At 72.7% G+C, this 13,990-nt stretch carries 12 protein-coding genes; 6 read left to right on the top strand and 6 right to left on the bottom strand.

Annotated elements, in window-relative coordinates:
• From H9624_RS11830 to H9624_RS11810, 5 genes are read right to left on the bottom strand one after another with little or no spacing between them, the layout of a single operon-like run.
• The gene (locus H9624_RS11830; RefSeq protein WP_251840089.1) at positions 1-1,038 is read right to left on the bottom strand and encodes a LacI family DNA-binding transcriptional regulator; all 1,038 of its coding nucleotides are present in this window, start codon (positions 1,036-1,038) and stop codon (positions 1-3) included.
• A gap of 36 nt (positions 1,039-1,074) precedes the next feature.
• Positions 1,075-2,034: a glycoside hydrolase family protein gene (locus H9624_RS11825; protein WP_251840088.1), complete on the bottom strand. Its 960-nt coding sequence runs from the start codon at positions 2,032-2,034 to the stop codon at positions 1,075-1,077.
• Positions 2,035-2,072: 38 nt separating this feature from the next.
• Positions 2,073-2,918 (bottom strand): carbohydrate ABC transporter permease, encoded by an 846-nt coding sequence (locus H9624_RS11820; RefSeq protein WP_251840087.1) that lies wholly within the window; start codon positions 2,916-2,918, stop codon positions 2,073-2,075.
• Positions 2,915-3,844: a carbohydrate ABC transporter permease gene (locus tag H9624_RS11815; RefSeq protein WP_251840086.1), complete on the bottom strand. Its 930-nt coding sequence runs from the start codon at positions 3,842-3,844 to the stop codon at positions 2,915-2,917. Before H9624_RS11815 ends, H9624_RS11820 begins: the two co-directional genes overlap by 4 nt.
• Before the next feature lie 59 nt (positions 3,845-3,903).
• Positions 3,904-5,226: a sugar ABC transporter substrate-binding protein gene (locus H9624_RS11810; protein ID WP_251840085.1), complete on the bottom strand. Its 1,323-nt coding sequence runs from the start codon at positions 5,224-5,226 to the stop codon at positions 3,904-3,906.
• Between the two features lie 431 nt (positions 5,227-5,657).
• Here H9624_RS11810 and murA point away from each other — a divergent pair, with 431 nt between their 5' ends.
• The 5 genes from murA to H9624_RS11785 all read left to right on the top strand — a co-directional run bounded on the left by murA (position 5,658) and on the right by H9624_RS11785 (position 10,803).
• Entirely contained in the window at positions 5,658-6,977 is a 1,320-nt protein-coding gene (gene murA, locus H9624_RS11805; protein ID WP_251840084.1) for a UDP-N-acetylglucosamine 1-carboxyvinyltransferase, read from the top strand.
• A gap of 115 nt (positions 6,978-7,092) precedes the next feature.
• The gene (locus H9624_RS11800) at positions 7,093-8,073 is read left to right on the top strand and encodes an ABC transporter ATP-binding protein (RefSeq protein WP_251840083.1); all 981 of its coding nucleotides are present in this window, start codon (positions 7,093-7,095) and stop codon (positions 8,071-8,073) included.
• A 32-nt stretch (positions 8,074-8,105) separates the two neighbouring features.
• A complete protein-coding gene (locus H9624_RS11795; RefSeq protein WP_251840082.1) occupies positions 8,106-8,930 on the top strand; it encodes an ABC transporter permease in 825 nt (274 codons plus the stop codon).
• Positions 8,931-8,965: 35 nt separating this feature from the next.
• On the top strand, positions 8,966-10,201 hold the full coding sequence (locus H9624_RS11790) for a sensor histidine kinase (protein WP_251840081.1): 1,236 nt from the start codon (positions 8,966-8,968) through the stop codon (positions 10,199-10,201).
• Complete coding sequence (locus H9624_RS11785) at positions 10,198-10,803, top strand: response regulator transcription factor (protein WP_110853818.1); 606 nt, start codon at positions 10,198-10,200, stop codon at positions 10,801-10,803. The genes H9624_RS11790 and H9624_RS11785 overlap by 4 nt, the downstream gene beginning before the upstream one ends.
• Positions 10,804-10,809: 6 nt before the next feature.
• Here the strand turns inward: H9624_RS11785 and H9624_RS11780 are convergent, their stop codons facing one another.
• Complete coding sequence (locus H9624_RS11780) at positions 10,810-11,091, bottom strand: helix-turn-helix domain-containing protein (RefSeq protein WP_251840080.1); 282 nt, start codon at positions 11,089-11,091, stop codon at positions 10,810-10,812.
• Positions 11,092-12,103: 1,012 nt separating this feature from the next.
• On the opposite strand from H9624_RS11780, the gene H9624_RS11775 reads away from it, so the two are divergent.
• On the top strand, positions 12,104-13,957 hold the full coding sequence (locus H9624_RS11775) for a hypothetical protein (protein ID WP_251840079.1): 1,854 nt from the start codon (positions 12,104-12,106) through the stop codon (positions 13,955-13,957).
• Positions 13,958-13,990: the final 33 nt, after the last annotated feature.

Here is a 13,990-nt window from a genome sequence, read left to right as displayed (position 1 = left end):
TCAGTGCGGCGTGGCAGCGGCGGGCGACGCCGGGCCGACGGAGCCGCGGCGGACGACAGGGCAGGGGACGAGCATCTCCCCGGCGGGCTCGGCGCCGTCGCGCTCGGCGATGAGGGCCAGGGCGGCGAGCCGGCCCATCTCCCGGTGCGGCAGCGCCATGGTCGTGAGGCCGGGGGTGAGCTCGCTGGAGACGACGTAGAGGTCGTCGAAGCCGATGACGGACAGGTCCTGCGGGATGCGCACGCCCCGCGCGGCGGCGGCCCGGTAGACACCGATCGCCATCTGGTCGTTGAAGGCGAAGATCGCCGACGGCGGGCGCTCGGAGTCGAGCAGCACCCCCGCGGCGCGGTCACCGCCCGCGGAGTCCGAGCGCTCCCGCACGACGAGCCCCGGGTCCACCTCGAGCCCGTGCGCGGTCAGGGTCTCCTCGTAACCGCGCAGCCGACGGTCGACGGCGGGGCCGTCGTGGAGGTCGCGGACGAAGCCGATGCGGCGGTGCCCGTGCCGCACGAGCTCCTCGACGGCCGACTGCGCGCCCTGCTGCTCGTCGGGCACGACGAAGGTCGTCGCGCCCTCCGCCGGCCGGGAGTCGAGGAGCACCGTGGGCAGCCCGTCGAGCACCCGCGGGAGCGTCACCGAGCGGTGATACATCGTCGCGTAGAGCGCGCCGTCGACCTGCTGCTGGCGCAGCGCCCGCACGGCGTGCTCCTCGAGCGTCTTGTCCCCGCCCGTGTTGACGAGCATGAGGAGGTACCCGGCCTCCCAGGCGGCATCCTGCGCGCCCTGGATGAGCTGGCCCGCGTACGGGGTGGTCGCGATGACGTCGCTGATGAAGGCGAGGGTCCCCGAGCGCTGCGTGCGCAGCCCCCGGGCCAGCGAGTTGGGCACGTAGCCGAGCTCGGCCGCGGCGGCCCGCACCCGGTCCCGGGTGCTGCCGGCCACCCGCGCGCCCTCGGTGTCGTTGAGGACGACGGAGACGGTCGACGGCGCCACCCCCGCGAGCTCGGCGACGTCGCGGATGCGTGGCCTCCTCGTCACCCCGGACCTCCCTCGTCGGCTGCTGGCCCCCACACTTTATGCTGGACGGGTCACCCGGATCGTCCCGTCCTCGTCCACGGACACGGGCATCGGGTCGCTGATGCGGCCGCCGAAGCCGCCGTCGTCGTCCACGTGCTCCCAGGCGAGGAGGTACCAGCTGCCGCGGTGCTCGAGGAAGCGCCCCGCGTAGAGGCTGGCGTGCGGGTCACCGAGGAGGAAGCGCTCGCTGTCCAGGCGGAAGGGCCCGAGCGGGCCGGCGCCGGTGAGGACGTGCGTGCCGCCCTCCGCGACGAAGCCCGCGCGGTCGCGGCGGACCGCGCTGTGCTCCCCGGCGGTGAGGCAGAAGGCCACCCGCCACGCGCCGCCGAGGTGGAGGAGCTGGGGGACCTCGAGGTGGTAGAAGTCGCCCGGCTCGGAGACGGGGGGCAGGGCCTCCCAGGTGCGCAGGTCGTCGGAGACGGCGTGCCCGACGACGCCGCGCCCGTCGAGCGGTCCGTGGTCCGCGCGGGCGGTGAGGTACATGTGGAAGCGGCCCGTCGTCGGCTCGTGCCAGACCCACGGGTCGCGCCACGCCTCCTCCCGCACGCCGTCGTGGAGGCGCTCGTACCAGCGGGTGTCGGCCTCCAGGACCATGCCCTGCTTGGTCCACGTGAGCAGGTCGGGGGAGGTGGCCAGGCCCACGCGCTGGACCGCGCCGCCCTCCGCCGTCGAGACGCCCGTGTAGAACATGTGCCACACGCCGTCGTGGCGCATGACGCTGCCGGTCCACGTGGCGAGGGAGTCGAAGTCGTCCCCCTCGCCGGGCCCGAGCGCGTCGGGCAGCACCTCCCAGCTGCGCAGGTCGCGGCTCACGGCGTGCCCGATCGTCGCGCTGTGGTGGCGCAGGTCGGGGTCACCGAGCGACTTGGGTGCCTGGAGGTAGAAGACGTGGACGTCGTCCCCGTCGTGGGCGAACCAGAAGTCCCAGACCCAGCGGTCGGGCAGGGCGAGAGGCATGCAGCTGCTTTCTTCTCGTGCGGGGAGGCGGGCGGGCGTCAGCCCTTGAGGCCCGAGGACGCCAGGCTCTGGACGAACCAGCGCTGGAAGAGGAGGAAGACGACGAGGACGGGCAGCACCATGAGGACGCCGAAGGCGAAGATCTGGCCCCAGTCGTAGGGCGGCTGTCCCTGGAACACCGCGATCGCGAGCGGCAGCGGCCGCTTCTGCGGCTGGTCGATCATCATGACCGGCCACAGGAAGGAGCCCCACGTCGTGAGGAAGGACAAGATCGCCACCGTCGCGAAGACCGGCTTGGACATCGGCACGACGATGCGCAGGTAGGTGCGCCACACGCCGGCGCCGTCGAGGCGCGCGGCCTCCTCGATCTCCTTCGGCAGGCCGATGAAGAAGGAGTAGAAGAGGTAGATCGAGAAGGCGCTCGCGACGAAGGGCAGGATCTGGATGTAGTACGTGTTGCGGTGCTCGTTGAGCGCGTAGAACAGCGGCACCGCGATCGCCTCGAAGGGCAGGATCGTCAGGGCGACGACGCCGAGCATGACCGCGTCCCGCCCGCCCCAGCGCAGCCGCGCGAGGGAGTAGGCCGCCATCGAGTTGACGAGCAGGCCGAGGAGGACGACGCCGGTCGTGACGAGCAGCGAGGTGAGGAAGAAGTCGGCGAAGTACCCCGTGGCGGGGCTGGAGAAGCGCCCGAGCATCCCGGTGTAGTTGTCGAGGGACAGGTCCCGGGGGACGAAGCCGCCGACGCCGTCGATGACCTCGGAGGACGGCTTGAAGCTGCCGATGACGAGGTAGGCGATCGGCGCGACGAAGACGAGCGCGAGGACCGTGAGGAGGAGGTAGCTGCCCGCGGTGCGCGCGGGACGGGACCGGTGGGTGGTCATGCGATCTCACGCTCCTCGCGCAGCACACGGCGCTGGATCAGGGTGATGGTCAGGACGATGAGGAAGAACAGGACGGTGATGGCCGACGCCCGCCCGACGTTGTTCGCCGTGAAGGCGGTCGTCACGGCCTGGTACATGACCGTCGTCGTCGCGTCCTGCGGGCCGCCGCCGGTCATGATGTAGACCTGGTCGAAGACGCGGAAGGACAGGATCGTCGTCACCATCGCGACGAAGATCAGGGTGTTGCGCAGGCCCGGCAGGGTGACGTGGCGGAAGCGCTGCCACGGGCCGGCCTTGTCGAGGGCCGCGGCCTCGTAGAGCTCGCCCGGGATGCCCTGGAGGCCGGCGAGGAGGATGACCATCTGCAGCCCGACGCCCTGCCAGATCGACATGATGATGATCGCGGCGAGCGCGGTGCTCGGGCTGCCCAGCCAGTCCTGGGAGGGGATGAGCCCGAAGGAGACGGTGTCGAGGACCGAGTTGAGCAGGCCCAGCTCGCCGCGGGTGTAGATGACCTTCCACACCACGGCCACGAGGGCCATGGGAAAGACGACGGGCATGAAGAAGAAGGTGCGGAACACCGGCATGCCGCGCAGCGGCCGGTTGAGCAGGACGGCCAGCGCGAGGGCCAGGGACGTCTGCACCGGCACGACGACGGCCGCGAAGATGAGGTTGTTGCGCAGCCCGGTGAGGAACTCCCCACGGAAGTCCGGGTCGAGGAGGATGCGCCGGTAGTGCTCGAGCCCGAACCACGACGGCGGCTGCGGGGTGTCGAGGCGCACGTTCTGCGTCGACAGCCAGCCGGCGAGCAGGAAGGGCAGCAGGACGAACAGGAGGAGCCCGATGGCGGCGGGCGCGATCATCGCCCAGCCCGCCAGGGTCTCCGGGCGCCGGGCTCGTGCCAAGCGCGTCACCGCAGTGGTCATCGTTCCTCCTCGTGAGGTGCCGTGGGCGGGAGCGGCGTGCTCCCGCCCACGGCGGTGGGTCAGCGCAGGCCGTAGCCGTCGTTGTCCTGGAAGTCCAGGTCGATGGCGCGGGCCGCGGTGTCGAGCAGCTCCTGGGCGTTGCCGCCCTCGTAGGCGCCGAAGAAGGCCTCGGAGAACTGCTGGCTGATGACCGGGTAGGCCGGGGTGATCGGGCGGGGGACCGCGACGCAGTCCGGGCTCGGCGCGGCGTCACCGCACGTGGCCTGGAGCGACTCGGCGAAGATCGCGAGCGGGCCGTCCGCGCCGTAGAGCTCGCTGGACTCCAGGACCGTCGTCGTGGCCGGGGGAGCGGCGTTGGCGTCGGTCATGGCCGCGACCTGGTCGTCGGTGGTGAGGAAGTCGAGGAACGCCGCGGCACCCTCGGCGTTCTCGCTCTCCGGGTTGACGCCCCACGCCCAGGAGCCCTGGCCGCTCTTGGGGCCGGCGCCGAAGTCCGGCAGCGGCAGGACGACGAGGTCCTCGCCCAGCGCCTCGGCGTACGGGTTGTACATCCAGTGGCCCACCCAGCTCATCGCGACGCGGCCGTCGAGGAAGGCGGCGTCGTCGGTGTTCGGGTCGATGTACTCGCGCCAGCCGGCGAAGCGCTCGACGGCGGCGACGACCTCGGGGCTGTTGAGGCTCCCGTCCGCGGCGTTGTCCTCGATGATGTTCTTCCCGGTGGACCAGGCGACCGGCAGGAAGCCGTACGTGGGCCACTCGGCGCCGTAGTTCTCCTTGATGTCGAGGACCTGGCCGTCCTCGTCCTCCGCGGCGAGCGCCTCGAGGGCGGCCTCGAACTCGTCGACCGTCCAGGCGTCCTCCAGGCCCTGCGGGTACTCGACGCCCGCGGCCTCCAGCTTCGAGGCGCTGGCGTAGATGCCGAGGGAGGCGTCGAACTGCGAGACGCCGTAGACCTCGCCGTCGACGGGGTAGGTGTTCTGCGCGAGCGCGGAGTCGGTCTGGTTCTCCAGCGTCTCGGCAGCGACGAGGTCGCCCACGGGGGCGAGCTTCCCGGCGTAGACGAGCGAGGCCATCATCGGGCCGTCGTACTCGAGGACGTCGGGCAGCGAGTCGGCGGAGGTCGTCGTCACCGTGCTCGTGTAGTCCGCCTCGGGGACGAGCTGGAGGGTCGCCGTGTACTCCTCCTGCGAGGAGTTGAAGCCGTCGACGGCGGACTGGAGGGCGTCGACCTCCGACTCCTGGCCCTGGTGGGCCCAGACGGTGATCTCACCGCCGCCCTCGCCCTCGCCGTCGCCGGACGAGGCGCCGTCGTCGTTGCTGCATGCCGTCAGTGCCAGGGCCGCCGCCAGGGCGATCCCGATGGGTGTCCGTCGATTGTTCATCTGCGCTCCCGACGCCTGTGTCCGATGGGGGGTCCCGACCCGGCTCCGTGGAGGTTGCCGAATCGATTCGGCAGAATCGTGGCACCGGTCACGACGGCTGTCAAGAGGACGGCGCGCGGGGCTGGGCGGGCCCGTCAGCGGCGACCTCCCCTGTTCTCCTCCCAGCTCCCCCGTCCGCACGGGTCCCGGCGAGGAGAACCGGGGAGGTCACCGCAGGCACCCCGTCGAGACGCACCGCCCGACGCCCACCCAGTGCCGAGAGCTGGATCCCGCGCCGGGCGGGATCCAGCTCTCGGCGGGAGGTGGAGAGGGGGGCGCGTGAGGTTGGGCACCTTCACGGACCCTTCACGTCCTCTCATCCCTCCCTCACATCGGCGGCCTATGCTGGACTGTCCGGGCCGCGCGGGTCCGAAGTCGGCGATGAGGTGGGTATGAGCGCAGTACTGCAGGTGAACGGCGGGACTCCGCTGAAGGGCGAGATCAGCGTCCGGGGCGCGAAGAACTTCGTCTCCAAGGCCATGGTCGCGGCGCTGCTCGGCGAGGACCCCTCCGAGCTGCGCAACGTCCCGCAGATCAAGGACGTCGAGGTCGTCTCCGGCCTGCTGCGCCTGCACGGCGTCACGGTGGACTACGACGTCGAGGCCGGCGTCATCCGCCTCGACTCCAGCGACGTCGAGACCGCGCACGTCGCGGACATCGACGCCCACGCCGGGTCGAGCCGCATCCCGATCCTCTTCTGCGGCCCGCTGCTCCACCGCCTCGGGGAGGCCTTCATCCCCGACCTCGGCGGCTGCCGCATCGGCGACCGCCCGATCGACTACCACCTGTCGATCCTGCGCGAGTTCGGCGCCGTCGTGGACAAGCGCCCCCAGGGCATCCACATCACCGCCCCGCGCGGGCTCACCGGCGCCAAGATCCAGCTGCCCTACCCGAGCGTCGGCGCCACCGAGCAGCTCCTGCTCACCGCCGTGCGCGCCAAGGGCAAGACCGAGCTGAGCAACGCCGCCACCGAGCCGGAGATCATGGCGCTCATCGCCTTCCTCCAGCGCATGGGCGCGATCATCTCCGTCGACACCGACCGCGTCATCCGCATCGAGGGTGTCGACCGCCTCGGCGGCGCGACCTACACCGCGCTCACCGACCGCATCGAGGCCGGCTCGTGGGCCTGCGCGGCGCTCGCCACCGGCGGCGACATCATGGTCCGCGGCGCGGACCAGCACGGGATGATGGCCTTCCTCAACACGTTCCGGAAGGTCGGCGGCGACTTCGAGGTCACCGACGACGGCATCCGCTTCTGGCACCCGGGCGGCGAGCTCAAGTCGATCGTCCTCGAGACCGACGTCCACCCCGGCTTCATGACCGACTGGCAGCAGCCGCTCGTCGTCGCGCTCACCCAGGCCACCGGCCTGTCGATCGTCCACGAGACCGTCTACGAGAACCGCTTCGGCTTCACCGAGGCGCTGCGCGGCATGGGCGCCCAGATCCAGGTCTACCGCGAGTGCCTCGGCGGCTCGCCCTGCCGCTTCGGGCACCGCAACTTCAACCACTCGGCCGTGGTCTCCGGCCCGACGCCGCTCAAGGCGGCCGACATCGAGGTCCCCGACCTCCGTGGCGGCTTCTCCCACCTCATCGCGGCGCTCGCCGCCGAGGGCACCTCGCGGGTGAGCGGCATCGACATCATCTACCGCGGCTACGAGGACTTCATGGGCAAGCTCCACGCCCTCGGCGCGGACGTCACGCAGCTCGACTGATCCGCACCTCCACGGCCGGCCCATGACACGTGTCATGGGCCGGCCGTGCGTCGTCCACCCGAGGCGATGACGCCGCGCACTGCTGCACGCGCGGAACCGGGTGGAGGGTGGAGACATGACCACCACCGACACCAGCTCCGTCATCACCGTCACCGGCGTCCAGCGCCGCTACGGCTCCGGGAAGACCGCCTTCACGGCGGTCCGGGGCGTGGACCTCACGGTCCGCCGCGGGGAGCTCTTCGCGCTCCTCGGCACCAACGGCGCCGGCAAGACCTCGCTCCTCGAGGTCGTCGAGGGCATCGCGCCCGCCAGCTCTGGCACCGTCCGCGTCCTGGGCCGAGACCCGTACCGCGAGCGTCACCTCGTGCGCCCGCGCACCGGGATCATGCTCCAGGAGGCCGGCTTCCCCGCCGACCTCACCACCGCCGAGACCGCGCGCATGTGGCACGGCACCCTCGGTGCCCCCATGCCCGTGGCGCACGCCCTCGAGCTCGTCGGGCTGCGTCACCGGGCCTCGGTCCAGGTGAAGTCGCTGTCCGGCGGCGAGCGCCGCCGCCTCGACCTTGCCCTGGCGATCATGGGCCGCCCCGAGGTCCTCTTCCTCGACGAGCCGACCACCGGCCTGGACCCGCAGTCGCGCCGCGACGCGTGGGAGCTCGTGCGCCGGCTCCTCGAGGCGGGCACCACCGTCATCCTCACCACCCACTACCTCGAGGAGGCGGAGGAGCTCGCCGACCGCCTCGCGATCATGCACGCGGGCCGGGTGGTCCGTGAGGGCACGGTCGCCGACATCGTCGCCGGTGAGCCGGCACGCATCCGCTACCGCACCAGCGCGGGCGAGCTCGCCGACCCCCGTGCGCTCCACGCCCTGCCCGCGCTCCTCACCGCCGGGCGCACCCGCACCGGGCTCGTCGAGATCGAGTCGCGCGACCTCCAGGTCACGCTCACCGCGCTCCTCGAGCGCGCCAACGCGGCCGGTGAGGCCCTCACCAACCTCGAGGCCAGCCACGCCTCCCTCGAGCGGGCCTTCCTCGCGGTCGCCGGGGAGGACGACGACGCCGCGGCGCCGTCGGTCCCCGAGCTCGCCTCCGCCTGAGCCGCTCCGTCACCCCGAAGGGAAACCCCGCCATGACCACCACCGTCCTGCAGCCCGCCACCGCCTCGGCCCCTCGCGCCGGGCGCGCGGCCCGCGTCCTGTCCCTCGTCCGCGCCGAGATGCTCCTCCTCGTGCGCAACCGCACCACCCTGTTCAACGCCGTCGCCCTCGCGCCGCTCACGGTCCTCTTCTTCGCCACCCTCGGGATGACTCCCGACAGCGGGGGCGCGGGCGTCGCCGGCATGCTCCTCACCACCCTCGTGGCGCTGGCGCTCGTCATCGTCGTCTACTACAACCTCACGACGACGATCGTCGCCCGCCGCGAGGAGCTCGTCCTCAAGCGGCTGCTCACCGGTGACGTCTCCCGCGGGGAGATCGTCGCGGCGACCGCGACCCCCGCCGTCCTCGTCCTGCTCGCCCAGCTCGTGCTCGGCGTCGTCGCGATGGCCGTGTGGCTGGAGGTGCCGACGCTGCAGAACCCGCTGTGGGTCGCGGCCGCCGTCGTCGGCGGGGTCGTGCTCTTCGTCCTCCTCGCGGCGGCCTCCGCCGGGCTCACCCGCACGGTGGAGACGGCGCAGCTGACGACGCTGCCGATCCTCATGGTCGCCACCGCGCTGTCCGGGCTCGCGATCCCGGTGAGCGTCATGCCCGACGCCCTCGCGACGGTCGCCCAGTGGACGCCGATGTACCCGGTCGTCGCCCTCGTCCAGCACGGCCTCGGCGCCGTCGCGCTCGACGGGACGGTCGCCTCGGGGGAGCTCGCGGACGTCGCGCAGCCCCTCGCGGCGCTGGCCCTGTGGATCGTCCTCGGCGCGCTGGCCACCCGGCGCTGGATGCGGTGGGAGCCGCGCCGCTGACCGTCCGGTCCCGCGGCTGCTGAGAGGATGCGTCCATGCGACTAGTCGACTCGTGGCGCCGGCGCACCGGCCCGGAACGCTTCGAGACGTACACCCGCTGGACGCTCTACCTCCTCCTCGGGATGGTCCCGCTCCTCGCGGCCTCGGTCATCGGGACCACCGAGCTGGACCCGGACCGGACCGCCGCGTTCACCGCCTACGCCGGTCTCGTCGTCGTCGAGACCGGCGTGGCGATCGTCGTCATCCGCCACGGGGTCACCGCCTTCCGCGACAGCACGTCCCTGCCGCGGGGGCCGGTGGTCCTCCTCGTCGCCCTCACGGCGGCGGCGGTCGTCGCCGCGATGCTCGGGCTCCCCCCGGCCACGAGCATGGGCTGGGACGGCAGGGGAGCGGCGGTGCTCATCGCGCTCGCCACGTGCCTGTTCGCGCTGACGCCGGTGCTCACCTCCCCGGTGCTCCTCCCGCTGGCCCTCGTGGTGAGCCTGGTCGCGACGCTCGCCAACCGGCCGGCGCTGGACTGGCCGCTCGTCGTGCCCACCGCCATGGTCTTCGGGATCGTCATGCTCGCCCTCACCCCGAGCTTCCGGATCTCGGTGTGGATGCTCGGGGTCGTGTGGGAGCAGGAGCGCACCCGCCAGCTCCACGCGCGCCTCGCCGTCGCCGAGGAGCGGCTGCGCTTCTCCCGCGACCTCCACGACGTGCTCGGTCGGGCACTGTCCGCGATCGCGCTCAAGAGCGAGCTCGGCGCCGAGCTGAGCCGCCGCGGCCAGGGGGAGCGGGCCGCCGAGCAGATGCTCGAGGTCCGCGAGCTGGCGAACGACTCGCTGCGCGAGGTGCGCGCCGTCGTCGCCGGCTACCGGCAGGCCGACCTCGCCACCGAGCTCGCCGGCGCGCGCTCGGTGCTCCGCTCGGCCGGCGTGCGCACCCGGATCATCGGGGAGGACACCACGCTGCCGCCGCGGGTCCAGTCCGCGCTCGCGTGGGTGGTGCGCGAGGGGGCGACGAACGTCGTGCGGCACTCCTCGGCCGACTCGTGCACCATCGACCTCGCCGTCGTCGAGGAGGCGGGGGAGCGCCTGGCCCAGCTCACCGTCGTCAACGACGGCGTGAGCGCCCCGCCGTCCACCGGCTCGGGTCTCGTCGGCCTCTCCGAGCGCCTCGCCGACCTCGGCGGCACGGTGACGACCGAGGCCCCAGGAGGCACCTTCACCCTCCGGGCGCGCGTCCCCCTCGGCGGCGACGACGCCGGTGGCACGATGGGAGCACCATGATCCGCATCCTCCTGGCCGACGACGAGAACCTCATCCGCGACGCCCTCGCCGGCCTCCTCGGGCTGGAGGAGGACATCGAGGTCGTCGCGCAGGCCGCGTCCGGCCCGGAGGCGGTCGCCGCGGGCCGGCACCACCGTCCCGACGTCGCCGTCCTCGACCTCCAGATGCCGGGGCTCGACGGGATCGCCGTCGCCCAGCAGCTCGCGGCGGAGGTGCCCGGCTGCCGCTCGGTCATCGTCACCAGCCACGGCCGGCCCGGCTACCTCAAGCGGGCACTCGAGGCGGGCGTCTCGGCGTTCCTGCCCAAGACGGTCTCGGGACGGGTGCTCGCGGACGTCGTGCGTCAGGTCCAGGCCGGAGGGCGCTACGTCGACCCCGAGCTCGCCGCGGAGGCGATCAGCGCCGGGGACTCCCCGCTCACCCCGCGCGAGGCCGACGTCCTCGAGCTCGCCGCCGACGGCACGCCCGTGGAGGAGATCGCCCAGCGCGCCCATCTCAGCCCCGGGACGGTCCGCAACTACCTCTCCGCGGCCGCGATGAAGCTGGGCGCCGCGAACCGCCACGAGGCCGTCCAGGTCGCCCGCCGCCACGGCTGGATCTGAGCCCGCTCACGTGCGCCACGCCGCCGCGGGCGGTTCCTCGAGCAGGTAGCCAGGCTTCACGCCCATGGCCAGGGCGATCTCGCCGAGGTCGTCGAGCGACCACGGCACCCTGCCCGTGAAGCGCTGCGAGATGGCCGAGCGTGAGCGGTGCAGGTAGGAGGCGAGGTCCTGCTGCGTGAGCTCGTAGCGCGCCGCCTCCCACCGGACGGTCGCGGCGACGCGAGCGCTGAGGCTGTCACTCCCCGAGGGGCCGGGGAGCCGCCACAGCGGCGGGTCGGGGGAGATCACGGTGTCCTCCTCTCCTTGGGTGTGTTCCCCAGTCTGCCTACGGGCCCACCCGGCCCGGCGGTGCGTGGCCGCGGCCGGGGGAGACCGGGGCGTCAGCGGCATCCGGTGAAGCACTCGCACGCGCCGGTGTCGTGGGCCCGCCGCTCGCTGCACGCCCGCAGCCGCCGTCCACCGCTCGCACGGTCGTCCGTGCCCCGCTCCGGCGGCCCGTCGCGTGGTCGATGGGCTCGTCTGCCGACGCTCGGTTCGCGCGGGGGAAGGCGGCCCGCGGAGCCATGCCGACTGAGCGGCACCAGTGGTGGGAGAGCGCGGCACCTCGTCGGCCTGGCCGGATCGCGTCGGCGACGCGGGAGCGGCGGTGGCAAGGCGGGATCGGTGGTCGCGCCGCGGGAGTGGCGGTTGGTGGGCGGGTGCGGGGAGGCGGGGCGAGACGCGCGATGGCGCGGGGGAAGGGGAGGTGACCAGGCGCGGCGTGGTGGTGGCTGAGCGGGAGCGGAGGTGGCTGAGGCGGGCACGGTTCCAGGAGGGCGGACCGTTTCTCGGTGAGCGGGAGCCGTTCTCGGTCCGCACGACACCGCTCCCGGTGGGCCGACAGCAGCTCGCAGCGCACCCTTCCCCGAGCGGAGCGGAGCGGACCGGAGCGGACCGGGCACCCGCTCCGCCTCTGCAAGAAATCATCCTGTCGGCACGAGAAATGCGTCGGACGCTGGATGACAAAAGGGCGCCCGTGGTTTAGCTGGCGCCTTTTTCGACGGTTCCGGACAATCAAAAGGCCGCGGTCTTGCAGCGCTGTCATTCATGGGGCGCAGCAGAAGTATGCACGCCCGGTGAACATGCCATTGTCAGGCCAGGGAAACGCCGCTAACGTCTCGCTCGTCGGGGGCGTGATCGTGCTGGACGACGTCGTCCACCGGCATTTCGAAATCCGGATGTGATCGCGTTCTGTGTGCGCGTGGAAAACCGCATCCAGTCGCAGGACGTCATCACCACGATGAAGTGAGGATGTGCAGTCATGGCAATTCCCATCAGACGAGGGCGGGCCGTCGGCATCACCGCCGTCGCCGCCCTCGGGCTCGGTGCCCTGGGCGCGGCCCCGGCGCTCGCCGCACCGGCCGACGCCCAGATCGCCGACGCCGTCGTCCTCGTCGAGACTCTCGACGAGGGCGCCAAGGTGACGGCGCTCGCGGTCCAGTACTCCGAGGAGCTCGACCTCGGCGACGTGCCCCTGGACCCGGAGGCGTTCACCGTCACCGCCCGGCTCGCCGGCTCCACCCCCGGCAACACGAGCACCGGGGAGCGGACCGTCACCCACGCGTACCTCAGCGACGCACCGGAGCGCTCCCCGGACCGCGCCGGCACGAGCGGGGAGTGGGTGATCCTCGAGCTGTCCCGCTACGACGCGAACGCCGGCGTGCTGTTCTACACGGGCATCAACAACCAGTACCCGCTCGACGGCGCCTACTCGGTGCGCCAGACCGAGGACCTCGTCGGCGACGACGAGACCGTCCCGGCCCGGTCCACGACGGTCGTCAACACCGAGGTCGTCCGCGCCGTCGTCGACGACTTCTCCGTCGAGCAGTGGACGGGGGAGGGCTCGGACTTCGCCTACCGGTTCTTCGAGCCGGAGGCCGTGCGCGACGGCGAGGACGACGGACGGCTCTACCCGCTCGTCCTCGCGCTCCACGGGTCGGGGGAGTCGGGCACCGACAACGCCGCCCAGCTCCTCGCCAACCGGCTCGTCACGTCCTGGGCCGAGCCGGCGGCGCAGGCCGAGCACCCCGCCTTCGTCATGGCGCCGCAGCGTCACCCCGACCTGTCGTGGCAGAACGAGGAGGGGCGCGCCGGTCTCTTCGCGATGGTCGAGCACGCGAAGGAGACCCTCCCCATCGACCCCGACCGCGTCTACATCACCGGCCTGTCCCTGGGGTCGATCGGCACGTGGAACCTGCTCGTCGACGACTCCGACGTCTTCGCCGGCGCCGTCACCGTCGCCTACGGCCCGGGCGCGAACCCGGGCCTCGCGGAGCTGGAGGACTTCCCGGTCTGGCAGTTCCACTCCGAGGACGACCGCACCGTGCCGGTGCAGGGTGTCTACGACAGCGTCACCGCCCTCGAGGGGCTCGGGGTCGACGTCGTCCAGCGGCGGTGGGCGGGCAACCTCCCGCTCGCCGAGGCCGTCGCGCTGCAGACCGAGCAGCGCCGCGCCGCGCAGGACATCGGTGCCCACCACCTCGTGACGATCTTCGAGGCGGGCACGACCGGCACGCCGCCGGACGCCGATGGCCCGAGCATCCCGCTCAGCGGCCACTTCTCCTGGGTGCCGGCCTACAACAACCCGGTCACCCACGACTGGCTCATGTCCCAGGTCCGCGGCGCCACCCAGCCGGTGACCGGGCAGACGACGGACGGCTTCGACGTCGAGGTCTCCATCCCGGAGACCGGCGGCCTCGCCGTCGCGGTCGGTGCCGACCGCGTGAGCCTCGGGACGGCCGGGCTGGAGACCGGGCTCAGCCACCTCGCGGCGTCGGGCGACCTGCCGACCATCACGGTGGCCGACACGCGCCCGGCCGACCCGGGCTGGTCGCTCACCGCCGAGGTGAGCGACTTCCGGGCCGGGGCCGCGGTGCTCGAGGGCCGGCACCTCGGGGTGACCCCCCGCGTGCTGTCCGCCTCGCCCACCCAGGAGGTCACCGCCGGGGAGCCCGTCGCCCCCGGCGAGGGCTTCACCGAGGGCACGACCCTCGCCTCGGCCGCGCCCGGCGGCGGTCGCGGCACGACGACGGTCGGCGGGGAGCTGCTCCTGCACGCTCCCACCTCGACGGTGCCCGGTGACTACGTCGCCCGGGTGACCGTCACCGTCTTCTAGCGGGCCCTCCCGCACCGGCGGACCCGCTAGAAG

Origin of the sequence: Oceanitalea stevensii, from assembly GCF_014837105.1 — a bacterium.
In the GTDB taxonomy this organism is placed as follows: Bacteria; Actinomycetota; Actinomycetes; order Actinomycetales; family Actinomycetaceae; genus Oceanitalea; species Oceanitalea stevensii.
Note: the sequence above shows the minus strand (reverse complement) of the source record. Positions and strands in the feature narration are given on the sequence as shown.